The organism is Paraburkholderia sp. BL6669N2 (assembly GCF_003387275.1).
In the GTDB taxonomy this organism is placed as follows: Bacteria; Pseudomonadota; Gammaproteobacteria; order Burkholderiales; family Burkholderiaceae; genus Paraburkholderia.
The window spans coordinates 4,537,680-4,563,040 of the sequence record NZ_QUNA01000002.1; the positions used below are offsets into that span (position 1 = coordinate 4,537,680).

Annotated in this window: 24 protein-coding genes and 1 pseudogene; 14 read left to right on the top strand and 11 right to left on the bottom strand. The window is 61.6% G+C overall.

What is annotated here, in order from left to right; translation table 11 throughout:
- Window positions 1-135: 135 nt before the first annotated feature.
- Window positions 136-2,127 carry a tetratricopeptide repeat protein gene (locus B0G80_RS42960; RefSeq protein ID WP_116123538.1) on the top strand — a complete coding sequence of 664 codons (1,992 nt, stop codon included), beginning with the start codon at window positions 136-138 and terminating at the stop codon, window positions 2,125-2,127.
- Between the two features lie 60 nt (window positions 2,128-2,187).
- Here B0G80_RS42960 and B0G80_RS48375 read toward each other — a convergent pair.
- From B0G80_RS48375 to B0G80_RS46310, 4 genes and pseudogenes are all read right to left on the bottom strand, one after another.
- Window positions 2,188-2,320 (bottom strand): annotated as a pseudogene (locus B0G80_RS48375) (transposase); the annotation flags it as partial.
- Between the two features lie 239 nt (window positions 2,321-2,559).
- Window positions 2,560-3,354, bottom strand: a complete 795-nt coding sequence (locus tag B0G80_RS42975; protein ID WP_116123539.1) for an alpha/beta hydrolase — start codon at window positions 3,352-3,354, stop codon at window positions 2,560-2,562.
- 115 nt (window positions 3,355-3,469) lie between these two features.
- Window positions 3,470-3,820 carry a DUF4148 domain-containing protein gene (locus tag B0G80_RS42980; RefSeq protein WP_116123540.1) on the bottom strand — a complete coding sequence of 117 codons (351 nt, stop codon included), beginning with the start codon at window positions 3,818-3,820 and terminating at the stop codon, window positions 3,470-3,472.
- A 62-nt stretch (window positions 3,821-3,882) separates the two neighbouring features.
- On the bottom strand, window positions 3,883-4,032 hold the full coding sequence (locus B0G80_RS46310; RefSeq protein WP_181920190.1) for a hypothetical protein: 150 nt from the start codon (window positions 4,030-4,032) through the stop codon (window positions 3,883-3,885).
- A gap of 466 nt (window positions 4,033-4,498) precedes the next feature.
- Between B0G80_RS46310 and B0G80_RS42985 the strand changes: the two genes are divergently transcribed.
- The 4 genes from B0G80_RS42985 (at window position 4,499) to B0G80_RS43000 (ending at window position 8,290) form a co-directional block, all read left to right on the top strand.
- Entirely contained in the window at window positions 4,499-5,743 is a 1,245-nt protein-coding gene (locus B0G80_RS42985) for a Crp/Fnr family transcriptional regulator (RefSeq protein WP_116123959.1), read from the top strand.
- A gap of 72 nt (window positions 5,744-5,815) precedes the next feature.
- Window positions 5,816-6,580, top strand: coding sequence for a flagellar motor protein (locus B0G80_RS42990; RefSeq protein ID WP_012426485.1), 765 nt, complete (start codon window positions 5,816-5,818; stop codon window positions 6,578-6,580).
- A 49-nt stretch (window positions 6,581-6,629) separates the two neighbouring features.
- Window positions 6,630-7,298 carry an OmpA family protein gene (locus B0G80_RS42995; protein WP_116123541.1) on the top strand — a complete coding sequence of 223 codons (669 nt, stop codon included), beginning with the start codon at window positions 6,630-6,632 and terminating at the stop codon, window positions 7,296-7,298.
- Between the two features lie 137 nt (window positions 7,299-7,435).
- Entirely contained in the window at window positions 7,436-8,290 is an 855-nt protein-coding gene (locus B0G80_RS43000) for a helix-turn-helix transcriptional regulator (protein WP_116123542.1), read from the top strand.
- Window positions 8,291-8,379: 89 nt separating this feature from the next.
- Here B0G80_RS43000 and B0G80_RS43005 read toward each other — a convergent pair whose 3' ends face one another.
- Entirely contained in the window at window positions 8,380-8,940 is a 561-nt protein-coding gene (locus B0G80_RS43005) for a thioredoxin family protein (RefSeq protein WP_116123543.1), read from the bottom strand.
- A 209-nt stretch (window positions 8,941-9,149) separates the two neighbouring features.
- On the opposite strand from B0G80_RS43005, the gene B0G80_RS43010 reads away from it, so the two are divergent.
- The 4 genes from B0G80_RS43010 to B0G80_RS43020 are packed head-to-tail and all read left to right on the top strand — an operon-like array spanning window position 9,150 to window position 11,710.
- Window positions 9,150-9,521, top strand: coding sequence for a GFA family protein (locus tag B0G80_RS43010; protein ID WP_106277324.1), 372 nt, complete (start codon window positions 9,150-9,152; stop codon window positions 9,519-9,521).
- Entirely contained in the window at window positions 9,518-9,640 is a 123-nt protein-coding gene (locus tag B0G80_RS47610; protein WP_258879199.1) for a hypothetical protein, read from the top strand. The genes B0G80_RS43010 and B0G80_RS47610 overlap by 4 nt, the downstream gene beginning before the upstream one ends.
- A 7-nt stretch (window positions 9,641-9,647) precedes the next feature.
- Complete coding sequence (locus tag B0G80_RS43015; RefSeq protein WP_012426490.1) at window positions 9,648-10,388, top strand: response regulator; 741 nt, start codon at window positions 9,648-9,650, stop codon at window positions 10,386-10,388.
- A complete protein-coding gene (locus B0G80_RS43020; protein ID WP_116123544.1) occupies window positions 10,385-11,710 on the top strand; it encodes a HAMP domain-containing sensor histidine kinase in 1,326 nt (441 codons plus the stop codon). The genes B0G80_RS43015 and B0G80_RS43020 overlap by 4 nt, the downstream gene beginning before the upstream one ends.
- A 30-nt stretch (window positions 11,711-11,740) precedes the next feature.
- On the opposite strand, the gene B0G80_RS43025 is transcribed toward B0G80_RS43020, so the two are convergent.
- Entirely contained in the window at window positions 11,741-13,414 is a 1,674-nt protein-coding gene (locus B0G80_RS43025; RefSeq protein ID WP_116123545.1) for a cyclic nucleotide-binding domain-containing thioredoxin-disulfide reductase, read from the bottom strand.
- Window positions 13,415-13,730: 316 nt separating this feature from the next.
- On the opposite strand from B0G80_RS43025, the gene B0G80_RS43030 reads away from it, so the two are divergent.
- Together B0G80_RS43030 and B0G80_RS43035 are read left to right on the top strand one after the other, a co-directional pair.
- Window positions 13,731-15,647 carry an SMP-30/gluconolactonase/LRE family protein gene (locus B0G80_RS43030; protein ID WP_116123546.1) on the top strand — a complete coding sequence of 639 codons (1,917 nt, stop codon included), beginning with the start codon at window positions 13,731-13,733 and terminating at the stop codon, window positions 15,645-15,647.
- Between the two features lie 85 nt (window positions 15,648-15,732).
- Window positions 15,733-16,065: a DUF2322 family protein gene (locus B0G80_RS43035; protein ID WP_116123547.1), complete on the top strand. Its 333-nt coding sequence runs from the start codon at window positions 15,733-15,735 to the stop codon at window positions 16,063-16,065.
- Between the two features lie 116 nt (window positions 16,066-16,181).
- Here B0G80_RS43035 and B0G80_RS43040 read toward each other — a convergent pair whose 3' ends face one another.
- From B0G80_RS43040 to B0G80_RS43060, 5 genes are all read right to left on the bottom strand, one after another.
- Complete coding sequence (locus B0G80_RS43040) at window positions 16,182-17,183, bottom strand: transketolase family protein (protein ID WP_106277333.1); 1,002 nt, start codon at window positions 17,181-17,183, stop codon at window positions 16,182-16,184.
- The gene (locus tag B0G80_RS43045; RefSeq protein WP_116123548.1) at window positions 17,180-18,025 is read right to left on the bottom strand and encodes a transketolase; all 846 of its coding nucleotides are present in this window, start codon (window positions 18,023-18,025) and stop codon (window positions 17,180-17,182) included. The genes B0G80_RS43040 and B0G80_RS43045 overlap by 4 nt, the downstream gene beginning before the upstream one ends.
- A 38-nt stretch (window positions 18,026-18,063) precedes the next feature.
- On the bottom strand, window positions 18,064-19,392 hold the full coding sequence (locus B0G80_RS43050) for an MFS transporter (RefSeq protein ID WP_116123549.1): 1,329 nt from the start codon (window positions 19,390-19,392) through the stop codon (window positions 18,064-18,066).
- Window positions 19,393-19,475: 83 nt separating this feature from the next.
- Entirely contained in the window at window positions 19,476-20,225 is a 750-nt protein-coding gene (locus tag B0G80_RS43055) for an SDR family NAD(P)-dependent oxidoreductase (RefSeq protein ID WP_116123550.1), read from the bottom strand.
- Between the two features lie 199 nt (window positions 20,226-20,424).
- Complete coding sequence (locus B0G80_RS43060) at window positions 20,425-21,321, bottom strand: LysR substrate-binding domain-containing protein (RefSeq protein WP_116123551.1); 897 nt, start codon at window positions 21,319-21,321, stop codon at window positions 20,425-20,427.
- A 383-nt stretch (window positions 21,322-21,704) separates the two neighbouring features.
- Between B0G80_RS43060 and B0G80_RS43065 the strand changes: the two genes are divergently transcribed.
- From B0G80_RS43065 to B0G80_RS43075, 3 genes are read left to right on the top strand one after another with little or no spacing between them, the layout of a single operon-like run.
- On the top strand, window positions 21,705-23,249 hold the full coding sequence (locus B0G80_RS43065) for an ATP-binding cassette domain-containing protein (RefSeq protein ID WP_116123552.1): 1,545 nt from the start codon (window positions 21,705-21,707) through the stop codon (window positions 23,247-23,249).
- 51 nt (window positions 23,250-23,300) lie between these two features.
- Window positions 23,301-24,296, top strand: coding sequence for an ABC transporter permease (locus tag B0G80_RS43070; RefSeq protein WP_116123553.1), 996 nt, complete (start codon window positions 23,301-23,303; stop codon window positions 24,294-24,296).
- A gap of 38 nt (window positions 24,297-24,334) precedes the next feature.
- On the top strand, window positions 24,335-25,357 hold the full coding sequence (locus B0G80_RS43075) for a substrate-binding domain-containing protein (RefSeq protein WP_258879200.1): 1,023 nt from the start codon (window positions 24,335-24,337) through the stop codon (window positions 25,355-25,357).
- The last annotated feature ends 4 nt before the right edge of the window (window positions 25,358-25,361 follow it).

Sequence of the window (25,361 nt, forward strand, 5' to 3'; positions counted from 1 at the left end):
ATCGTATCAAGGGAACATTTCCAGATAGTTTTCAAAACGGGGCCGAGGCAGAATACGGGCTCCGCTCGTTCCCTTGCTCAGCGCAACCCCGTTGCCGTTTGCTAATCCACCGTACAAATCTGAACGAGAATACGCATGTCTATTTTTGAAAATGCGCTAGAGGCACAAAAGGCTGGCCATCTAGATGAAGCCGCCGCAGGCTATCGGCAGATTCTCGAGCACGAACCCCATCACACGGATGCGCTACATCTGCTTGGGGTGATCGAACTGGAGCGGGGGGAGTTGGTGGCCGCCGAGAACCTGATGCGTAATGCAATCTCCATCAACGAGAATGCGATCTATCTAACCAATCTCAGCAACGTATTGCTGGACCAGCAGCGCGTCGACGATGCCGAAAACTTGCTTCGTCGAGCCATTGTAGTGGATCCGCGCTATGTGACAGCTCACTACAATCTTGGATTGCTGCTGATGGAAATGGGTGCGGCGCGTGATGCGAAAACGTCACTGCGCCGCGCGCTGGAGTTGCGTCCGGATTTCGTCGAAGCCGTTGTCAGTCTCGGCGTTTTGCTAATGGAAACCGGAGAACTTGCCGAGTCTGAAACAATGTTGAGGCACGCCCTTTCTCTTGATGACACGCGCGCGACCACATACCGTCACCTTGGCAGGCTCATGTTTCTGGACGAGCGCGCCGAGGAAGCCGAATCTTGTTTGCGCGAGGCCATCCGGCTTGATTCTCAGGTTCCCCTCGCATATGCAGAATTGGCTGCGGCCCTCCTCAAATTAAAACGACCCGAAGAGGCCGAAGCGGCATGTCGCGAAGCGCTGGCAATCGATCCTGCCTGCTTCGAGGCGCATGCCAACCTGGGAGCGGCACTCATGGCACTGGCGCAACCCGAACTCGCTGAATCGTCGCTACGCACTGCGATTCGCTTGAACCCCGATCACGCTTTGTCTCTCTATAACCTTGGCGTGCAGTTGCTCATGGAGCGGCTCGATGAGGCGCAGGCGCTGTTGATGCGAGCGCACGAGCTTGCTCCGTCGCATATCGAGACCTGCCACGCGCTGGGCTATACGTTTACGATACAAAATCGTTTTGGAGAAGCGGAAGCCCTGTTCCGCCATGTGCTCAAACACAAGCCTAATCACGTTGGCGCTCAATGGGATCTGTCGCTAATGCTTCTGGGCGAGGGCCGTTTTGACGAAGGCTGGCGCCTGTATGAGGCGCGTACGGTCGAAGTCGATGGCAAAGCGATTTCGATGCCTCCCGATTTCGACTTTCCGGCGTGGCAAGGTGAACCGTTGCAGGGAAAGACCCTTGTCGTGATGCACGAGCAGGGTTATGGCGATTTCCTGCAGTTCTGCCGTTTTTTGACCTTGCTTAAACGGCTTGGGTTGACTCGTCTAAGTGTGATCTGCAATCCGGCGCTCCAGCCATTGATCGAAAGCATCAAGGGCGTCGATGCCTGCATCGAGCCGGGCCTGGTGCGCGATGTTCCTGACCACGACTACTGGTGTTTCCTGATGAGTCTGCCGCTTCGCTTTGGCACAACCGTCGACAGCATTCCTGCCGGTACGCCATATCTTCGCGTGCCGGATGAAAGGCGGGCACTCTGGAAGCGGCGCGTGCGCCTCGACGGCTTCAAGGTCGGGCTGGTCTGGGCCGGCGAAGCGAAACTGGGCACGGCTGCTGAGAACGCAGCCGACCGTCGTCGTTCACTCAACGCGCAAGCCCTTATGCCTTTGCTTGAAGTGCCGAACGTCACCTTCGTTAGTCTGCAAGTGGGCGAAACCACGCGCCCGCAACTCGAGTGCATTCCGTCGGCTATTCGTCCGCTCGATCCGATGGGTGAAGTGGCCGACTTCGCAGACACGGCCGCGATCATCGAGTGTCTGGATCTGGTGATCGCCGTCGACACTTCAACGGCTCATCTCGCCGGGGCGCTGGACAGGCCAGTCTGGATCCTGTCCCGTTTCGATGCATGCTGGCGATGGCTCAGGGACCGTGATGATTCGCCCTGGTATCCGTCGGCGCGACTTTTCAGACAGCAGAAACCGGGTGATTGGGACGGGGTGATCGAGCGTGTCGTTCAGGCTTTGAGGACGGAAGTGCATTCGCGCACGAATTGACCGGACGAGATGCAAATAGCTGGTAGGGCCGAGGGTTGGAAGAAGCGCTCTCGCTCCGGGTAGCCTTCCGTAGTCACGCGCGAGGCGGCGGAATCGGTTAAGCCGCCCAAACTGCACTCGACCACCCACCGCCGGGGCAGCAGGACAAAGCCCTTTTTGCCTCCTGCAGTTCGATCACCTGCAATTCAATGCCATCTTCATATTTACGCTGCGGCGCGCTGACGTCCATCAGCGTTAGATACGGTGCCGCGAAGCTCCGCTCTTCGTGGGATACATCACTCGGATACCCTTTGCGGTCCGCTCTTTTCATGCCACCAGGATACCAGGTCCAACCCAACGTGCCTAACACACGCTCTAAGAGCAGCGTGGCGGGCAGCGATTACCGGATTAGAAAAAGCTCTTCGAATCGCTCGGGAGCGTCCACAAGCCAGTTCAAGACTGCGCGTGCTTCGCCGCGTCTTCGATGACCGCGGCCACTTCGTTCGGCCGCGATTCATAGACCGAGTGGCTCGCGCCGGGGATCACCGTCGTATGGCTATGCGCTCGTGCGTAGTACCAGCGTTCGAGATCAGGGTTGATGATCTTGTCGTCGGCCGCCACGATGCCCCAACTCGGCTTGGTCGTCCACGCAGCGACTGTCATCGGAGCAGAAAAGACTTTCGCGGCCGTCAAAATCTGCGAGTGCGATTCGAACTGCGCTTGCTTGAGCGGCAGATCGGCAGCGAAATCCTTCGGGAAATCCGCGGGATTCAGGTAAGTGTATCCGTCGCCGGTCTTCATGATCGCGCCCGGTTGCTTTGATGTATAGCTCGGCATACCCTTGCCAAGATCGCTTTCATCTTCGCCGACGGCCGGCGCGTGCGCGGCGACATACACCAGACCCACGACGTTCGGATGCACGCCGGCTTCGGTGATGACCGAGCCGCCGTAGCTGTGAGCGACGAGAATCGTCGGGCCGTTCTCCTGATCTAGCACGCGTTTCGTTGCGGCGACGTCGTCGTCGAGCGAGGTCAGCGGTTCCTGCACGATGGTGACGTGATAACCGTCCTTGGTCAGTCTGTCATAGACCGGCTTCCAGCCGGAACCGTCCACCCATGCGCCATGTACGAGAACAATATTGTGGACGGGCGCGGTCTGCGGCTTGGCGTCTTGTGCCATCGCGGCAGTCGAGGCGAAAAGGGCGGCAGACAACGACAACGCCGTAGCGACGAAGGGCAAAACTTTCATGACACACTCCGGTTTTAGGTAAGAAATTTTTCTTGAAAAATTATTTCGAATCGCTTGATAAAAGTAGGAATCCTGTTGATATGAAGCGAGAAACAGGATTCCCGATACGTGTCATTCAGCTGCCGAAGAAGACATTGCAGAAACTGACGGGGCCGACACAGCTGGAATCGGTCGACGCGTGCTTGCGCATACCGGACGAAGACCCGCCGTTCTGCGCCATGCCGCCATACGACGACTGCGTCGATTGCGGAGCGGTCTGCGCGGCGACCTTTGCTTCGGCAGCCTCAATGGCCGCTGGGTAATCGGCGTCATCCCCACGCGAAGGGTTGTAGCCAGCCTGTTCGAGGCGCACCAGATCGGCGCGCACTTCAGCGCGCGTGACGGGGCCGTTCGATTGTGCGAAGCTCAGAACAGGAGCGGCCAACGTGCCGATGGCGAGAGCGAAACAAACGAGAGCTTTTTTCATGATAAAAATTCCTTTAAATGCGATGAGTTGAGAGGCAACGATTGCCTGGAACGTATGCTGATTTAGCTGCCGAAGTACGGGGTGCAGAAACCTGCGGGGCCGACACACTGCTGCGTGTTCGTGTGCACATGTTCTTTCGCTGAGACTTGCGTAGCGAAACCTGCCGAAGCAAGAACGATCAGCGAGAGAATGATGGAAAGTTTGCTTTTCATTTGGATGCCTAACTAGTTAGAGATTAAAGATGCCTTGCGAATTGAGCGAAGCTACGTCTTTGCTTGTCCACCTACATGACCCGCTTGCAATGAGAGTCGCGTGTACATGCCTGTTTCGTCACTGCCGTGCAGCGTTTGTTGCTGTCATGTAGGGGCGAACACATCGGGTTTCCGCTTATTCCAAATTTTTTCGCGGTTGTGAAGAAAAATTTGAGTCTTACATTTTCCTGAACGTTTAGCGCGCCGGCGGCTGGTGCTTCTGCCATGAAATGAAACAGCCGGCATCGCGCAAAGCCTTATCCAGTCAGGCTCCCAAACGTTTGCGCGATTAAGTCTGACGATTACATTTATTAAAGCTTTGCGTTTTGCATGTCGTTATCCAGTCAAATAATCAGGACCATCGGACATGCGCGAGGCTTCTGCACGGCAAGCGCTGACGAGGAAATCGCTCTTCGGGGGAATCATCTTGAATCACCAACGATCGCCATGGTCGCGCACAGCGGCTCCGGGTGAAGTCATCTATTCCGAAGGCTTCGCGGGCGACGCCGTCGTCTACGTCATTGCGGATGGCAAAGTCGAAATCTCCACCCAGTGCGACGAGAAGAAGGTGATTCTCGCGACGCTGGGTAAAGGTGAGTTTTTTGGCGAGGCGGCTTTGTTGCCGCCCGAACCACGAGCGCACACCGCGAAAGCACTGAGCTTCTGCCAGTTGACCGTCATCGCGGCGAACGTGGTGGAGGCGGAACTCGAGCGTGTCTCGCCATTGCTTCGCCATATCGTACGCACGCTGATCCGGCGGATAAAAAAGAAGGACGACGTCCTTGCCACCAATACGCACGCTGACTTTCTGCCGGGTGTCGTCTCCTATGCACACGTCCTTTCTTTGATGGCCGGCGGCGAGAACGCCGACAGGCTGGACGGCCGCATGCGTCGCGCGCAAGGCGAGGAGTTCTCGGTACCGCTGCCCGACGTAATCAGAAAGTGTCATGCCATCGCCGGCCATTCGCGTCCGCATGTAATGGCCATGCTCAAGCGAATGGAGAAACTCAACCTCGTGTCGCTCGAACCCGGCCGGTCCGATCGCCCGAGCACCGCCTCGGCACGCTATTCCGCGCAGGACGGTGCAACGAGCCGGCAACTGGTCACGTTCGATCCCGTGCGAATCACCGAGCGTGCCCAACAGGTGGCGGACCACGATCTCGATCTCTCCATTAGCAGCGAACTGGAACTGATCGAACTGGACGACCTGGAAGCCCTGATCGGCGTCGAAAAGAAGGTGATTCTCAACAAACTCTCCCACGCGGAAATCGCGGAAGACCTTTTTGCGTTTCGCAAGACCAAGGTGCTGAATTACGTCGAGGAGAAAGGCATTAGCTATTTCTCGCGCCGCAATACCCGCGGTCTGAGCGACCTGAAGTCGCTCGACGATCTGGAGTATGTCGACCAACGAACCTTGTTCGAAGCGGTGAGCGCGTTCGACACATACGACCTCGCAAAACTGCTTTCCGCCATGACGGGTCAACCGGTCGGCGAGCGGCTGCTTTCGGTAATGACCGAAGCGAGAAAGAAAGAAGTCTCGTGGGTCATGCGTCGCGAGATCAAGATCGATCCGCTCGAAGTCGCCGAGATCGAAGAACGCTTTCTCGAGATCGTGCGAACGATCAAAGCTCCGGCGGCCATGGCTGCGCCGCTTTCCAATCTGGGCGCCTGACGCGCAGCACGCAAACGGCAGGCCGTATCGGCTTCGAGGTTCGAAGTCGCGGCCGGCCATTCGAGAGGACATATGGATCTGTTGACGCTATTTGGCGCGGTGTTCGGCGTGACGGCGATCGTCGCGGGTTTCTCGCTCGAGGGCGGCCACTTTACTTCGCTGTTTCAGTTGGAGGCGTTCGTCATCGTTCTGGGCGGCACCTTCGGTGCAGTGATGATTCAGAACACCTGGGCGAGGTTTTTCGACGGCATCAAGCAACTGCGCCTTGCTTTCGTGAAAGCGCGGCAGGTCGATCGCGAGAGTCTGTCAGTTCTGCTCGAATGGGGCGATCAGGCGAAGTTGAACGGCATGCTGGTGTTCGAGTCGATCGAGGCGGGCGGCATCAATCCATTTGCCAAGCGAGGTCTTGAGTTGCTGGCAAACGGTGTTTCGACGGCCGTGCTGGAAGACGCCTTGCAACGGGAACTGGATGCGTATGAGCGCAATCACATGTTGGCCGCGCGGATCTGGCAACAGGCAGGCGGTTACGCACCGACGTTCGGTATTCTCGGCGCGGTGCTCGGTCTGATTCAGGTGACCGGTCATATGCTTGAGCCCGCGCAACTCGGGCAAGGTATCGCCGTGGCTTTCGTTGCGACGCTATACGGCCTTGCTTTGGCGAATCTGGTCTTTCTGCCGTTGTATGGAAAGATCCGGGCGCAAGTGGACAGCGAATTGCGTTTCAGGCGTTTATATCTCGACGGCTTGCTCGCGATCTCGCGCAAGGAGTCGCCTCACACCATCGAGACGCGGCTCGCGGGTGATGTGCGGGAAAGATCGGCCGAGTTGCTGGGCTAGTGTGCTTCGACGGCAATCACACATAATCTCGGGTGCAAACTTTTCGGATATGAACACCTCCTCGGGTAACAAGCGCCTCATGGCGGACAAAACGGGCTACGACGCCGCCGATGAAGGCGAGGCGCAATCCGGGCGCTGGCTGATCTCTTACTCCGACCTCATCACCACGTTGATGGTGTTGTTCCTCGCACTCTACGTGCTGCAATTGGCCAAAACGAGAGAACTCGAAATCAAGGCCCTGGAGCGCCACGTGGTGACGGAAGCGGCGTCCGCCACGCCGGATGTTTCGAAGAAGCAGCTCCTTTCTCTGCTGGAGCCGCTGCGGGACAACCGCCAGATTACGATTTCGAACGCGGCCCAGGGCGTGGAGATCGCCATCAACGCAAAAATTCTATTCAATTCTGGCGATGCGCGTTTATTGCCGGACTCATTCGACGTGTTGAATCAGATTGCCGGCGTGCTGCGCGAGCGATCGAAGAACAACATTCTCGTGGAAGGGCATACAGACAATGTGCCCATTTCCACGGCGAAATACGAATCCAATTGGGAGCTGTCTTCCGCGAGGGCCGGCGCGGTGGTTCGTTTTTTCGCCGACAAAGGCATCGAAGCGCACCGGATGGCAGCGATCGGCCGGGCCGACAATTTCCCGCTGATCATCGGCGATGACGCAGCGGCGCGCGCAGCGAATCGTCGCGTGACGATTCTCGTCGAGTACTAGGTTGTCGCCTACGCAGAGCAAGCTGGCGCACGCCCGGCAGCATTCAGGCTTCCATTTTCCATTCGCGCTAGAGTATCGACAGTAGCGTCGGCGCAATGACACGGATCCGACGCAAGAGAAAATTGTCGAGATCCCTTATGCCCGTCAACACCCCGCCTGATCCACTCGGCGCTGCATGCACTTCATTGGGCGGCTTTCTGCGCGATCGCCGCTCACGTTTGCAACCGGCACCGGACGCGCCGAGCCGGCGTCGTACACCGGGTTTGCGGCGCGAAGAAGTGGCGGCGCGGGCTAACGTCAGCGTCGCGTGGTACACATGGCTGGAGCAGGGGCGTGGCGGCCTGCCCTCGAACGAGGTGATTGAACGGCTCGTGCGTGCGTTGGAACTCGACGCGGCGGGCCGCGAGATGCTGTTCCTGCTCGCGCAACAGCGACCGCCGCCGCTTGGCCCGTTCGCGCCGCAGCAAGTCACGCCGGCATTGCAGAGAGTACTCGATGGCATGCCGAGCAGTCCCGCCATCGTGAAGACGCCGACGTGGGACGTGGTGGCCTGGAACGCGGCCGCGGTCGCGGTGCTCGGCGACTACGCCGCGGTGCCGGCGCGCGAGCGCAACGTGCTCAGACGTCTGTTCGGCGGGCCGGCCGTGCGTGAAAGCCAGCCGGATTGGGAGGAAAGCGCGCGTGCCGCGCTCGCGGTGTTTCGCATCGATATCGCGCGTATCGGCGGGTCTGCGGAAGCTGCGGCGCTTGTCGTCGAACTGCAGGCGAGCAGCGCGGACTTCCGCCGCTTATGGGCGGAGAACGACGTGCGCAGTCACTGGATCGGCATGAAGCGTCTGCGCCACTCGCAGGCCGGCCCGATCACGCTGGAGTATTCGGCCTTCGCCGTAGATGGCGGCGAAGGTCTGAGCATGGTCGTCTTTGCGCCGGCCTCGGCCGCGGACCTTCGCGCCGTGCAAACGCTCATCGCGCGAACCACTCAAGCTGCGTGACCAACGATCGGGCGTGTGTCGCGAAAGCGGCGAATTGCAATGCTGCGTATCGCCGGAATCCGCGGATACATGCCGATACGAACCCGCGTTTATCCTTGTTGCGCGAGCAGGGCTTGAATCTTCGCTTCCGTTTTCGCATAGTCGCCTTCGCCAAAATGCGTGTAGACAATGCGGCCCTGCTTGTCGAGCAGATAGAACGCCGGCCAGTACTGATTGTTGTACGCGTTCCAGGTCGCATAACGATTGTCCTGTGCGACGGGATAAGTGATGCCGAAGCGTTTGATGGCGGTTTTCACGTTGTCGGTATCGCGCTCGAACGGATACTCGGGCGTATGCACACCGATCACCGTCAACCCTTGGTCCTTGTATTTCTGATTCCAGCTTTTCACGTAAGGCAGCGTGTTGATGCAATTGCCGCAGGTGTAAGTCCAGAAATCGACCAGCACCACCTTGCCGCGCAATTGCTGCAACGTGAGCGGATCGCTGTTGAGCCACTGCGAAATGCCGGTGAATTCGGGCGCCGCCGCGTTGGCTGCGAGGCCGGGCGCGACCGGTTCGGGCGACCCCGCGAAAGCGGCAATGCCGCTCGCGGCCGCGGCGGCGAGCGCGCTTGCGACGGCGAGCGTTTTGATCTTGGAGGCGGAGAGCATGTCAGTGTCCTTCAGGAAGAGGCTAAAAACGGCAGTTCGCGTATCGGCCGCGAATGACCGTATTGAAGCGTCCACAGGTATCTGGCATGTGTCGCCCAAACCGCGCGGGTGCAATGTTGTGTATCTGTACGAGGTCCAGATACACTGCGACACAAATCCGCGTGCGAGCCAGGCTATAAAGCAGGCATTGCCAAAACACGGAGAGCACCATGAGCGCCGACTTGCTGCAAGGATCCTGCCATTGCGGGGCCGTCAAATTCGAAGTGCGTAGCCCGGTCACCCCGGCCGGCCGCTGCAACTGCAGCCTGTGCCGCCGCAAGGGCGCGTTGATGACGCCGCCGTTCCCGGCAAGCGAGTTGAAGATCCTGAGCGGCGAAGATTCATTGACGCTCTACCAGTTCAACACGCGGGTGGCCCGGCACTATTTCTGCAAGCATTGCGGCATCTATCCGTTTCATCAGACGCGTAAAGACCCGCAGTTGTGGCGAGTCAACATCGGTTGCCTGGAAGGCGTCGATCCGTATAGTCTGGAAGCCGGAGTCGCGGACGGCGCGAGCCTCTCCGTGCTGGAGGACGCATGAAACGCCTGCTGGCTATCGCCGTCTTCCTGACCGGCGGCCTTGCCGCCGAACTGGCGCATCCGGTGCAGTGTTCATTGATGGTTGCGAGCCGGGTGAAATTGAAACGCCAAAAGAGATGATGCATTGATGGAAACCATCGATCACGTACTGATTGTCGACGACGACCGCGGCATCCGCGAATTGCTGGCCGGTTATCTCGAGAAGAACGGCATGCGCGTGTCGCTCGCGGCGAACGGGCGCCAGATGCGCGCGGCGCTGGAGCAGGGCGCGCCCGATCTAATCGTGCTGGATCTGATGATGCCCGGCGAGGACGGTCTGGTGCTGTGCCGCGAACTGCGCGCCGGCAAATTCCGTGCTGTGCCGGTACTGATGCTGACGGCGCGCAACGAGGAGGCGGACCGCATCGTCGGACTGGAAATGGGCGCGGACGACTATCTGCCCAAGCCCTTCGCCGTGCGCGAGTTGCTGGCGCGCATCCGCGCCGTACTGCGGCGCGCGCGCATGCTGCCGCCCGGCATGCAGGTGACCGAATCGGCGCCGATGCTGGCGTTCGGCGACTGGCGCCTCGACACCACCGCGCGTCATCTGCTGGACGCCGAAGGCACCATGGTCGCGCTGAGCGGCGCCGAGTACCGCTTGCTGCGCGTGTTTCTCGATCATCCGCAGCGGGTGCTGACGCGCGATCAACTGCTCAATCTCACGCAGGGCCGCCAGGCCGATCAGTTCGACCGTTCGATCGATCTGATGGTGAGCCGTCTGCGTCAACGCTTGCGCGATGTCGCGCGCGAGCCGCGTTACATCAAGACGCTGCGCAGCGAGGGTTACGTGTTTTCCGCGGCGGTGACGGCCATCGGGGATCCGCAATGACCCGCTGGTCCTGGCTGCACTGGCCGCGCACGCTGTTCGCGCGGCTCGCGCTGATTCTGTTCGTCGGCCTCGCGCTGGCGCAGACCTTGTCGTTCTGGCTCACGCTGACCGAGCGCGACCAGACCATGACCAACGTGATGATGGGTTACATCGAGCGCGAAGTGAGCAGTTCGGTGGCGCTGCTCGATCATCTGCCGCCGAACGAACGCGCGCAGTGGCTGCCACGGCTCGCGCGGCGCAGCTACGAGTTCATCCTGGGTCCGGGCATAGCCGGCAGCCCGATCGATGCGCATCTGTCCGAGCGTGTGGCGCAGTCCATCGCGGACGGCATCGGCACGCGATATCCGCTCACGGTGAATGCCGTTCCCGGCGACAAGGAACGCTTGCAGGTTCATCTGCAATTGAGCGACGGCACGCCGCTGACCATCGACATGCGCCCCATGTCGGGCGCGCCGTTGTCGCGCTGGCTGCCGCTCGTGCTGGCGTTGCAACTGGCGGTGCTCGTGGCGTGTTGCTGGCTGGCGGTGCGGCTCGCCACGCGTCCATTGCATCAGCTGGCGCTCGCGGCTGATACGCTCGGCCCGGATTTGAAGGCGGCGCGCCTGCCGGAGGACGGGCCGTCGGAAGTGTCGCGCGCCGCGCGCGCCTTCAACGCGATGCAGGATCGCATCGCCACCTATATGACCGAACGCATGCAGATTCTGGCGGCGATTTCGCACGACCTGCAAACGCCGATCACACGCATGCGCCTGCGCGTCGATGTGATGGACGACGACGCGCAGGGCGCGAAGCTTCGCCAGGATCTGCAGGAAATGGAAAGCCTGGTGAAGGAGGGCGTGACGTACGCGCGCACGCTGCATGGCGCGACTGAAGTGCCGTGCCGCGTGGACCCCGACGCACTGCTCGACAGTCTCGTCTGCGATTATGTCGACGCCGGTCAGGCGGTCAGCCTGGAAGGGCGGCTCGGCGATTCGCTGGTGACGCGTCCGCAAGCCTTGCGCCGCATACTCGGCAACCTGGTGGACAACGCGCTGAAATTCAGCGGCGCGGCCGAGATCACGGCGGCCAGTTTGCCGAGCGGAGAGACAGCGATCGCCGTACTCGACCGCGGCCCCGGCATACCGGCGGAGTCGCTGGAAGCGGTGTTCGAGCCGTTCTACCGGCTCGAAGCGTCACGCAATCGCGATACCGGCGGCACGGGGCTCGGCCTTGCCATCGCGCGGCAACTGGCCATGGCAATGGACGCGACCCTCACGCTGCACAACCGTTCCGGCGGCGGTCTGGAAGCGCGCTTGACGTTGAGGAACCTGCGCAACGCGTAGCGGCCGTCGCGAATCATCAGGCGCCCGACCTCAGCGGATCAGCGCCAGGTATTGATGCAGCGACTGAATCGCGGCCGCTCCTTCGCCGACCGCGGCGGCGACCCGCTTGACCGACCCGCTACGCACGTCGCCCACGACGAAGATGCCGGGCCGGCTGGTCTCCAGATAATGCGGCGGGCGGTCCGACGACCACTGTGGCATTGCATCGGGACCGGTGAGCACGAAGCCGTGCTTGTCGAGCGCGACGCAATCACCTAGCCAGCCGGTACTCGGCTGCGCGCCGAGAAACAGGAACACATGGCGGATCGGTTTCTCCTCGATGTGGCCTTGACTGTCCCACTTGATCGATTCGAGTTGCGTCTCGCCGTTCAGTTCGACGATCTGCGTGCGCACATGAACGCTGATGTTCGCCGCGGCTTCAATGCGTCGGATCAGATAGTTCGACATGCTCGCGCTGAGTCCGTCGCCGCGAATCACGATATGCACGTGACGCGCGAATCCCGACAGAAACACAGCGGCCTGCCCAGCCGAATTTCCCCCGCCGACGATGATCAATTCCTGGTTGTTGCAGAACGCGGCTTCCATATAGGTCGCGCTGTAGTAGATGCCGCTCCCCTCGAATTCTTCGAGGCGCGGCAGCAGCGGTTTCCGATACCGCGCGCCGGTCGCTATAACAACCGCGCTGGCATAAACGTGCTCGCCGTAATTAAGGCGCAGGTGAAAGGGCGGCGCGTTCTCACATTCGATGCCGAGTACTTCGATGGGTACGCCGACTTCCGCGCCGAACTTGCGGCATTGAGACAAGCCACGGCCGGCGAGCGCTTGCCCTGAAATGCCGGTAGGGAATCCGAAGTAATTTTCTATTTTCGAACTGGTGCCGGCCTGGCCGCCTGGCGCCTTGGTGTCGACCACCGCGACTCTCAGCCCTTCTGAGGCAGCGTACACCGCGGCCGCGAGGCCTCCCGGTCCCGCGCCGACCACGACCACGTCGAACCGCTCGCCGTTCAGCCGGTCGGGGCTCAGCCCGATCGCATCGGCCACCGCGCGGTTGGTCGGCTGCTTCAGCACGTTGCCTTGCCCGGTGACGATCACCGGTATGTCGGCTTCGGTCGCGTCGTAACGCTCGAGCAGCCCTTTGGCTTCCTCATGCTCGACGATATCGAAGTAGGCGAAAGGCTGCGCGTTGCGGCTCAGGAAATGCCGCAGCACGAGCGTACTCCACGAAGCCGAACTGCCGATCACCAGCGTGCCGCCGTGCTGATCCTGAATGAACGCGACGCGCCGCAGGATATAGGCGCGCATGATCGTTTCGCTCAACTCCGCTTCCGCGACGACGAGCGCCCGCAGCGATTCCTCGTCGATCACGATCACTTCGCAATCGCTGGTGGCGCGTGCCGTCGCGACCGCGCCGCGGCCGGCGAGCGTTCCCACTTCGCCGGTGAAGCTGCCGGGGCCGTGCGTGCCGAGAACGTGATGCTTGTCTCCGGCGCCTCGCGACGCTTCGATCGTGCCGGAGACGATGGTGAACATGGGAATGTGCCGTTCACCTTCAGTGAACAGAACGTCGCCTGCTTTCAGCCGCCGGCGTTCGCCATATCGTTCGAGCACCGCAAACTGCTTTTCATTGAGCCTTGGAAAAATCTGATGATGACGGCTGCCGCCCGCCACCAGGTCTTCGGGTCTGCTTGACGATTTATTGCCCATGGAGCGTTCCGAATGGAGGGCGCGTGTTGCGCGCCGGGGTGAACTCGCGGCCGGATGCCGCATTGGCGCGAACGGTCCGAATGATCGGAGAGGACGGCGGACCGTCTTGTCCGCAGAGATTGTGCGCCTGAGTTTAGTGGTCGGTAAAGTGCGAAAAATAGGGGTATGCCGCTTGCCAGCGGGCGGCTGCTCTCCATTTACATGCACGCTGCATGGTTTAACCACTGGGCGCGGAACGTTTCTTCATACCAAACACCAAGCTTTCATATCTGGCGAGGTACATTGTCGAGGAACGATTGTTCGGGGAGCAACACTCATGATCAAGCATCGCGTCCTTGCCGCGCTTCTATGCGCGGCAACCTTCATGTTCGCGCCGCTCAGTTACGCGCAATACACCACCGACTGGCTGGGCAATACGTTCGGCACACTCGCCACGCATGTGGGCAACACCGCGCGTTCGCTGTGGGTCGCGCCCGAAGGCGTGATCTACACGGCTTCGTTGTGGGACGAGAACGAGGGCGGCGTCGCGATCTATCAGAACGGCCAGAGCCTCGGCTCGATCGGCACGCACGCCGACTTCCAGGGCAGCGCGATTACTGGCAATGGCACGTCGATCTTCGTAGCGTTGCAATACAACAGGTCGTTCGGCAGCGGCTCGGTGGGACGCTACAACCGTGCCACGCAGACGCGCGACCTGATCATTCCCGTCAGCGTGTGGACTTCGATACCGCATGCCGATGTCATCACCGGACTCGCGACCGCGGGCTCATTGCTGTATGCCAGCGACTTCTTCGGCAATCGCGTACGTGTCTTCACGACCGACGGCGTCTGGCAGCAGGACATCAAGGTATCGGCTCCCGGCGCGTTGGCGCTGGATAGCGTGGGCAACCTGTGGGTCGCGCAGCAGAGCGCGGGCACGATCGTCGAATTCAGTCCGGCCGGCGCGCTGCTCAATACGATTCAGATGCCGGCGGCGTCGCGGCCTTCCGCGTTGTATTTCGATACCGCGTCCGGGCAACTCATGGTCGGCGACCAGGGGCCGGACATGAACATCAAGCGCTACACGATTGCGGGCACGCCGGCGCTTGCCGGCACATTCGGCGTTCAGGGCGGCTATCTCGACACTAGCAGCGGCATCAAAGGGCAGGTGGGCGACAAGCGCTTCACACGCGTGGCGGGCATCGGCAAGGACGCCGCCGGCAACCTGTACGTGTTGAACAATCCGTGGGGCGGCGGCTGGGACCTCGGCCGCAACGGCGCTACCGACCTTCACGCGTACGACAGCGCCGGCAACCTCGAATGGAAATTGCAGTCGCTCAATTTCGAAGCGATCGCCGCACCGGACCCATCGACGGACGTGGCCTACTTCTATAGCGGCACGCACATCTACACCGGCACGGCGGGCGGCACCTTCGTCGCGAACACGGTCGATCCGTTCACGTATCCGTCCGATCCGCGCCTGAACATGAACGACACGCAACGCGGCCAACACTTCGGCCAGCTCGTCACGGTCGGTGGCAACCGGATTCTGGTGGCGTCCGGACAGAACCCAGGCATCTTCAACTTTTTTCATTTCAACCCGGCGAGCGGCTACATAGCGATTCCGGACGCGTCGATTCCGGGGACGGCGTTCAATACGAACCTGCAGGTCACGGGCGGCTTTTGCATCGACAGCCGGGGCGATGTGTGGGCCGGGCTGGACCGGACCAATCACATCTATCACTATCCGCTCGCCGGCTTCGACGGCAATGGCAAGCCGTCATGGGGACCGGCGGTTACGATTTCCATTCCGCAAAGCATCCGGCCGCTCACGCGCATCCTCTACCTTGCGGAGAGCGACACCATGATCCTCGCGCAGGGCATTGCCGGCAGCTGGGACTGGACCGCCATGCAGTCGCGCATCGAGGTCTATCACGGCTGGAGCGCGGGTAACACCACGCGGCCCGATCCGGTGATCACGCTCACCAGTGCCAATCCCAAGTCGATCACGGCGGCGGGCAATTATCTGTTCGTCGGCTACGTGCACACGGTGCCCAATATCGACGCTTTCAATCTCACCACCGGCCAGCTCGTTACCACGCTGATCAATTCGAGTCCCGCGACCGTGGATGTCGGCAACGATGTCGATTCGATGTACGGCCTGCGCGCGTATCTGAGAGCGGCGGGCGAGTACGTGATCACGAAAGACAACTACAACGGATCGAGCATCGTGGTGTATCGCTGGACGCCGTGACGGCCGTGCGCATAGGCATGGCACGCCATCCTTCGGATAAGATACGGCCCGCGCCGCAATTTTTCGAACACAGGGAGTGGTTTCAATGATTCAACCGGGCAACGTATTCAAGGACAACCTCGCGCAGATGCCGGGTATCGACGCAATCGCGCGTATCGATCTGGTGGACGGCAAGGGCGCCGTGGTGGCCAGCATCGAGAACAAGCCGGGCAAGCAGGGATCGCTGGCGGTGTACAACTATCTGCAGCAGACCTTCGGCACGCTCGACGCCAAAGCGGCCGAGCATGGTCTCGTCGTGTTCGCCGAGCACACGGCCGATGCGCGTCACCGTCCGGGCGCGCATCCGAACGTCGATATCCTGCTCGCGATTGCCGCGGGCGGAGAGGCTTTGCGGATCGATGTGATCGCTGCGGGCTGAACTGGGTTGGTGATAATCGGTGCGGCGCTGCTGAACGAGCCGGTACGCGCGGCCGCGCCGTGCCGTGCCGATCAGGCGACGCCGGCTGCATGCCGGCGTCGTCCATCGAGACACGCTCAGTTCAACCAGCCCTTGATCGCCTCCGACATCGTGGCGGTCGAAATGCCGTAGCGGTCGTGCAGTGTCGGCAACGCGCCGGCATCGAGGAACGCATCGGGCAGTCCCACTTGCCGGAAATGACACGCCACGCCCGCGCGCATCAGTTCGGCCGCGACCGCCTCGCCCAGACCGCCGATCACCGTATGGTTCTCGGCGACCACCACGAGCCGTCCCGAGCGCTTCGCTTCGCGCACGATCGTTTCCGTGTCGAGTGGCTTGATCGTCGGCACATGCAGCACGGCGACGCCGATCCGGTCGCTTTCCAATGCCTTCGCCACTTCGAGTGCGCGCATGGTCATGATGCCCGACGAGATGACCAGTACTTCGGCGCCGTCGCGCAGCAGCTTGGCTTTGCCGAGTTCGAAGGTGTAGTCGTATTCGTCGAGTACGGCCGGCACATTGCCGCGCAGCAGGCGGGCATAGACGGGGCCCTTATGTGCGGCGATCGCGGGCACCATCTGCTCGATGTCGAGCGCATCGCACGGATCGATCACGGTCATGTTCGGCATGGCGCGCATTAAGGCGAGATCTTCCGCGGCCTGGTGACTCGGACCGTAGCCGGTCGTCAGGCCCGGCAGCGCGCAGACGATCTTCACGTCGAGATTGTCTTCGGCGATCGTCTGATGCATGAAGTCGTACGCGCGGCGCGTGGCGAATACCGCATACGTAGTGACGAAAGGCTGTGCACCTTCATGCGCGAATCCCGATGCCGCGCCCATCAGCAATTGCTCGGCCATGCCCATCTGGTAGAAACGCTCCGGAAACTCCTTCGCGAAGATGTGCAGGTCAGTGTATTTGCCGAGGTCGGCCGTCATGCCGATCACGTTCTGCTTTTGCCGCGCCAGTTCGACCAGCGCGTGGCCGAAGGGTGCGGACCGCGTGACCTGTCCTTCGCCCGCGATCGAGGCGATCATCGCGGAGGTCTTCAGGCGCGGTTTGCTCGCGGTTGCGTTGCTCATGCTTGTCTCCCTTCTTTGAGTGCTTCCAGCGCCAATTGCCATTCATCGGCATCGACGCGGATAAAGTGGTTCTTCTCGCGTTGTTCGAGGAACGGCACGCCGCAGCCCATGCGCGTGTCGGCGACGATGATGCGCGGCTGCGCCTCAGGATGCGCGCGCGCCGCATCGAACGCGGCCGCCACCGCGGCGATATCGTTGCCGTCCACGCGTTGCGTGAACCAGCCGAACGATTCGAGTTTTTCGACGAGCGGCTCGAACGCCATGATCTGCGTCGACGGGCCATCGGCCTGCTGGTTGTTCACGTCGACCACGGCGATCAGGTTGTCGAGCTTCCAGTGACTCGCGGACATCAAGCCTTCCCAGATCGCGCCTTCGTCAAGTTCGCCGTCGGAGAACAGCGTGTACACGAACGACTTCGACCCCTTGCGCTTCAATCCGAGGCAGCGGCCCACCGCGATCGTCAAGCCCTGGCCGAGCGAGCCGCCGGACATCTCCATGCCGGGCGTGTAACTCGCCATGCCCGACATGGGCAGGCGGCTGTCGTCGCTGCCATAGGTCTCGAGTTCCTCGGCGGGCAGAATGCCGGCTTCGAAGAGCGCCGCATACAGCGCGATCGCGTAATGCCCGTTCGACAGCAGGAAACGGTCGCGCTCTTCCCAATCGGGATCTTCCGGCCGGTGGCGCATCGCGCCGAAGTAAGCGACTGCGAGAACATCGGCGATGTCGAGTGCCTGACCGATATAACCCTGGCCCTGGACCTCACCCATCAACAATGCGTTTCTACGGATACGGTATGCGTGTTCGGCAAGGGTTGCCGTCGGCACGCGTTCTGGACTGTTCATGTTGTCTCCTGTGATCAGTCGTAAAGAGTAAGAAGGGTTCAGCGGTTCACGGACTTCGCGGGCACCAGAAACACGAGGCAGGCGCCGAGCGTGACGGCCACCGAGATAAAGATCAGCCCGGCGGTCGATTTGCCTGTCAGGTCGTTGAGCCAGCCGACAATCGCCGGAGAAAAGAAGCCCGCAAGATTGGCGACGCAGTTCACCGCCGCGATCCCGGCTGCGGCCGACATGCCGCCGAGCAACGCGGTCGGCAACGACCAGAACTGTGAAGACGACGCGAGAATGCCGGCCGCGGCGATGCTCAGACAAACAATAGAGGCCGGCACACTGCCGATGGCCGGCAGCAGAATGAAGCCCGCTGCGGCGATCAGCATCGGAATCGCCAGATGCAGACGGCGTTCACGATGACGGTCCGCACTCATGCCGACCAGCGGCAGCGCGATGATGGCGCACAGATAAGGAATCGCGGTGAACACGCCGATCCACAGCGGGTCGGCCACACCCGATTTGCGGATGATGGTCGGCAGCCAGAACGTCAGGCCATATTGACCGAGCACCACGCAGAAGTAGATGGCCGCCATCAGCCACAAGCGGCGGTCGCCGATGAACGATTTGACCGACACGTGGGCGATCTTATGCGCGTTGTCGCCGGCCACGTTGCGGGCGAGCAGCGTCTTTTCGGAGTCCGTCAGCCACTTCGCTTTCGTGATGCCGTCGTCGAGATAGAGCAGGATTGCGACGCCGAGCACGAGCGAAGGCACGGCTTCCAGCAGGAACAGCCACTTCCAGCCGGCCATGTTCATCGCGCCTTGCAGCGAGTGCATGATCCAGCCCGACAGCGGGCCGCCGATAATGCCGGCCAGCGGAATCGCCATGAAGAACAGCGACAGCGCTTTGGCGCGGCGCGCAGCGGGAAACCAGTAAGTCAGGTAGAGAATCACACCGGGTGCGAAGCCCGCTTCCGCGACGCCGAGCAGAAAGCGCAGCACATAGAAGGTTGTAGGCGACTTCACGAAGATGAACGAAGCGGAGATCACAGCCCACGTCAGCATGATCCGCGCGAGCCACTTGCGCGCGCCGACGCGATGCAGCACCAGGTTGCTCGGCACCTCGAATAGGAAATAGCCGAGAAAGAAAATTCCCGCGCCCATGCCATACACGGTTTCGCTAAAGCGCAGATCGTTGAGCATCTGCAGCTTCGCGAAGCCGACGTTGACGCGGTCGAGATAAGCGCCGAGATAACACAGCATCAGGAATGGGATCAGGCGACGGCTGACTTTCGCGTAGGTCTTCGACTCGAAGCTCGTCGAGTCCGTTTGCGGCAGCACGTCGGCGGCAAGGGATGCCGCGGGGTATTTCGGTTTCATGTGCGTCTCCTTCCATGGCTCCGGGTTGGCCCGGATGCCGGTCATGTTGCCGCTCCTCACGAGCGGCAACGCGTCGCTATCAATCAATGAATCAGCATGCCGCCGTTCACGTCGAGGGTGATGCCCGTGAGATAGGTCGACAGATCGCTGACGAGGAACAGGCACGCGTTCGCCACGTCGCTCGCGTTGCCGAGTCGGCCGAGCGGAATGCCCTTGATGATGTCGACGCGCATTTCCGCGGTGAGCTTGTCGCCGGTGATATCGGTTTGAATCAGGCCGGGTGTGATCGAGTTCACGCGAATGCTGTCGCCGCCGAATTCGCGAGCCATTGCGCGCGAGAGACCGAGCACGCCGGCCTTCGCCGCGCTGTAATGCGGGCCGCCGAAGATGCCGCCGCCGCGTTGCGCGGAGACCGACGACATGCACACGATGCTGCCGCCTTTCTGCTCTTTCATGGCCGGCAGCACGGCTTGCGACATGTAGAGCGTGCCGCGCAGATTCACGTCGACGACAGCGTTGAAGCCTTCGGCGGTGATGTCCAGTGTGCGCACCGGCTGCGTGATGCCGGCGTTGTTGATGAGGCCGTCGATGCGGCCGTAGCGCTCGAGTGTCGCTTTGGCGGCCGAGACGCACGCGTCTTTGTCGGTGACGTCGCAGGCGAGGCCGAGATGCACGCCGCCGAGATCGGCGGCGGCACGCTTCGCGTCTTCTTCGCGTAGATCGAGTATGACGATGCGGGCGCCCTGAGCGGCGAGTGCCTGAGCGGTTGCCTTGCCGATTCCGCGCGGTGAGGCGGCGCCGGTCACGATGACGACTTTGTTCTCCAACAGCATGATTGTCTCCTGAGTGTTGATGTGATGGCCGAAGTGTCTACTGCGCGGCCGGTCGCATCAACGACGTACTGCTCAACTATGTTTGAGAAATTTTCAGGTGACGTGCTGCTTCAACGCAGGTGCCGCATGCTGCGACGCCGCATCTGGAATGTCTTGCGAGCGCGGTGCAGGAAAACCCTGGCAAGGATCGAAGCCGCTCTCAGGCTTTGCGCTCCATGCGCCCGACCTCGCGCTCGATCCACGCGATAAAGCGCGTGACGCGCGGCAGTTCGGCGTTTTGCGGCGGATAGACCAGATGATGCGCGCCGACCTCCACGGCGTGCGTGTCGTCGAAGACCGGCACGAGCACGCCTTCCTTGATCCGGACCGAGGCGAGCATCACGCTTTCGAGCGCGATGCCGAGGCCAAGCGCCGCCGTTTCCAGCGACATGTACGAGCGATCGAAAGAGAAGTCGAAGGTCTTATGGGCGGCCGACACGCCGGTGCGTCCGAACCACTGCTTCCATTGCACGAGCGGCGTCTCCGAGTAGATCAGCCGATGTTGCAGCAGATCTTCGGGCGTCTTCACCGGATTGTTCGCCAGATATTGCGGCGACGCGAGCGGCGCGATGAACTCGCCGCGCAGCGTTCTGACTTCAAGGTCGCGCCAGTTCGCGTAGCCGTGGCGCAGATCGATGTCGTAATAACCGCTGGTAAACGAGACGTCCTCATATGAGCAGGCGAGATTCAACTGGATATCGCCATTGGCCTCCTGGAACGACGCAAGCCGCGGCAGCAGCCACATGAGCCCGAAGCTGGGACTCGAATGCACGCGCAGGATATCGACGTCGGTGCGGCTCGATGCGCGCTCAGTGGCGCGGCTCAGATCGGCCAGCGACCCCGTCACGTCGGACAGATAACGCTCGCCGGTCGGCGTGAGGACGAGCCCACGACCCGAGCGATAGAAGAGCGGCTGGCCGATTACCGACTCCAGGTTGCTGATCTGATGACTGACCGCCGATGCGGTCAGCCCGAGCTCTTCCGAGGCCCGGTTGACGCTTTTTGTTCTGGCCACGCTCTCGAACGCGACGATGGCCTTGACCGGTGGAATGCGCATAGTGGAATTTTTTTCAGATGCAGTTGAATGAAACCGCCTTGTTCGCACGCCATTCGCACTGCCATTCTGTCGACAAGCCGCGCAGCCAGGGATGTATGGGGTCCTGTCGGTACTAACCCGGCAGTTTCACTGCCGCCAGGCGGCTAAATCATAAACATAGGTTGCGCAGTGCAACAACTGTGCAGGAGACGGTAATGGATTATCCGACTTTCCCGGTGAGCGCGCGATCAGCACACGCTCACACGCAGCGCTCTCGTCCTGTTCGCTTCCATATCGAGTAAAGACATTTCGCCGGTTAGCGCCTGTGCGGCGTACTGGCGACTGTCGTACTACGCATTCGCAAAACATGCGCGATGCGCGGAAAACGCGAAAGGAGAAAGGACATGGCTAAGCAGCGTTACTTGTTGACGGCGCGCGCGATCGTCAAGAGCTTTGGACCGACCAGCGTATTGAAGGGCTTCGATATTTCGATTGCCCCCGGTGAAGTGCATGCTTTCCTGGGTGGCAACGGCGCGGGCAAGTCGACGCTGATCAAGATCATCTCCGGTCAGTTCGAGCGCGACGGCGGCACGCTCGAATTCGACGGGCAAGCAATCGGTGCATCCGTCGGCGGGCATATTGCCGCCGGCACCATCGCGGTCGTCAATCAGGAACTTGCGTTGCTGCCGCATCTATCGGTGGCCGAGAACATCGCGATGCCGCGGCTGCGGCGCGGCGCCGCGAAATATAGCGAACGCGCGTCGATGGAGATTGCGGTCGAAGCGCTGTCGCTGATCGATCCGCAGTTCGCGCGTGAATCGTCGGGTCGGCTGGTCGGCGATCTGACCTTGCACGAGCGCCAACTGGTGGAGATCGCGCGCGCCCTCGGTTCGGGCGCGAAGCTGTTGCTGCTCGACGAACCGACCGCCAATCTGACCGCTGCGGAAACGATCCGGCTCTTCGCCGTACTACGGCGCCTCATCGCCGATACGGGACTCGCAGTGCTGTTCGTTTCGCACCGCATGCGCGAGATCCGCCAGATCGCCGATGTCTGCACGATCATCCGCGACGGCAAGACGGCCGTCGATCGCGTCGCGCTCGATGCGATCACGGATCGCGAGATCATCGAATGCATGGGTCAGAGCGTTGTTGTCGATGACGCGGCCGCGCGCGTCGCGGAGTCGGCGGAATCGGGGCAGGCACACCCGGCAGGGGACCAGAGCATCGGTGACGGCGGCGGTCGCATTCACGCGGGCGCATTGCGGATCGAACGCGACGGTGTGGCGATCGAAGTGCCGGCCGGCGCGATTGTCGGCCTCGCCGGAGCGCCGGTGGGTCCGTCTTCGTTGATCGATGCGCTGACCGGCATCGCGCCCGCCGGCTCATGGGCTATTACGCGCGACGGCGCTCGTGTCAGCTATTCGCATCCGTCGGCCGGCGCGCGCGACGGCGTCGGCTTCGTCTCGGGCGACCGCTCGAACAAGGGCGTGCTCGCCACGTTGCCGATCGTCGACAACCTCGTCGCGGCGGCGCGCGTCGTCAACCGGCGCAGTGTCGTGAAGCGCGAGGAGATCGAGCAGAGCACGCGGCTGCTCGACGCCCTGAAGATTCGCGCCGGCTCGCTGTGGGACTTGCCGGCCACACTCAGCGGCGGCACGCAGCAGAAACTGCTGATCGCCCGTTGGTTATTGCTGGCGCCGAGGCTGCTGGTGCTCGAAGAGCCGACCCGCGGCGTGGATATCCGCACGAAGCGCGAAATCTACGCGCTGATTCGCAAGATGGCGCAGCAGGGTACGACGATCGTCTGGTGGTCCACCGAATATATCGAACTGGTCGAACTGTGCGACACCGTGCTCGCATTCGATCTGGACGGCAAGCCCACCGAAGTCCTGCGTCACGCCGACGTCAACGAAACACAACTCGCGGCCGCAACGGGTATGGCCGCCTAACGTCGGTTAGCGCCGCCGCGCGCCAAAACATCATTAAATCTGGAGACAGCCATGAAATCAGCCACTCATCCCATCGCGGAGGCGCAGCCAAAACGCAGCAGAGCGGGACGCCGTTTGCTGTCGGCCTACCGCACCGAAATTGCGATTGCCATTGCGATCATCGTGATCGAACTTGCGGTGGGCACGATCGTACCGGCGGCGCTGTCGGGCGGCAATATTTCCAACGTGACGCAGGCGGCCGCGCCGCTCGTCATCATGGCATTCGGCGTGTTGCTCGTGATCATTACCGGCGGCATCGATCTGTCCGTCGGTTCGGTGTTTTCTTTGACGGGCATGGTGACCGGTCTCGCCATGGCGCATGGCTACGGCGCGGTGGCGAGTAGTGTTGCCGGACTCGCGGTCGGCGTCGGCATCGGCGCGCTCAACGGTGCGCTCGTGACCTTCGTCGGACTCGCGCCGTTCGTCGTGACGCTTAGCACGTATGCGATTGCCGGCAGCCTCTCGTTCATCGTAACCGACGGCCACTCGCTGCCGATCTCCAACCCCGACTACTGGCTGCTCGATTCAGGAACGCTGATTCCCGGCCTGCCGAACTACGCGCTGTGGTGCGTGCTGCTGCTCGTCGCGATCGAATTCTGTTTGCGCAAGGTGGTGGCGGGCCGCTGGCTGTATGCGATCGGCAGCAGCAGTTCGTCAGCCCGCGTGATCGGGATTCCGGTCAACCGCGTGCGGCTCGGCGCGTATCTGCTCTCAGGTTTGCTGGCTTCGTTCGCGAGCATCGTCAGTGTGTCGTACATCAGCAATGCCGAGGCCACCGCGGGATCGAGCCTGATGCTGCAGGCCATCGCGGCCGTGGTGATCGGCGGCGCGAGCCTGTTCGGCGGGACCGGTTCGGCCATCGGCGCGCTGCTCGGCGCGCTGATGATCACGATCATTCAGAACGGCGCGAATCTGATCGGCGTGAACAGTTTCTGGCAAGGCACCGTGACCGGTGTCGTCATTCTCATCGCGGTTCTCGTGGATCGCGTTACCAAAGCCCGGCGTTGAGCACGGGTTCGCAAAAACTATCTGGAAGGAGACACATCATGAACAAGCGCACATTCAGGTCGGCCGGCGCATGCACGAGGCAGCCGGTTGCACGGATCGCAATGGCGTCGATCGTCGCACTCGCCGCGGCATTCGCTTCGCAGATGGCGGTCGCGGCGGACAAGCAGACGGTTGCGTATATCGCGCCGTCGCTGGATATTTCGTACTGGCAGTGGGTCGCGTACGGCGTCAAGCAACGGGCGCAAGAACTCGGCATGGACTATGTCGAGTTCACCTCGGAGAATTCGCCGGCCAAGCAGATGGACAACGTGCGCACGGCCATGACGCGCGGCGTCAACGCCATCGTGATCGGGCCGGTCAGTTCCACCAGCACGCCGCCCGTGCTGCGTCTTCTGAAGTCGAAGTCGGTGCCGGTCGCCTTCACGGGCATCGGCCCGCAGGCGGGGCAGACGGACTATACGTCGGCCGTCACGGCGAATAACTACGATACGGGCAAGGCTCAGGGCGCATACGTATGCAAACTCGCGAAGGATCGCGGCAGCAACAAGGTCGCGATGCTGTCGCTGCCGCAGGATCGGGAGAATGCGCAGAAGTACATGAAGGGCGCGCAGGAGTCGTTCAAGGCCGATGGCTGCGAACTCGTGCAGGTGCTCGAGACGCACGGGCTCACGGTCAACGAAGCGGTGCAGCAGGCCAACGACGTGCTGACCGCTCACCCCGATGTCAAAGCCATCTACGGCATGTACGACGAAGCCGCGACGGGCGCCGCCAAGGCGCTGCAAACGCGCGGTGCTGTCGGCAAGGTGGCGGTCGTCACGGCCGACGGCAGCCCGACGACAATTAAGCTGCTGCGCGACGGCGCGATCCAGGGCATCTTTTTGCAGGAGGCGGTCGGGCAAGGGATCGACGCGACCACGCAGGTGTTCAACGCGCTGAATCATAAGCCGACGACGCAGGAACTCGCGCTGAAGGAACCGCTCGTGACGAAGGAAACGATCGATCAACCGGATGCGCAGGCCACGGTGAAGCGTGTCTATCCGCCGTCCGCGGGCAAGTACTGAGAAA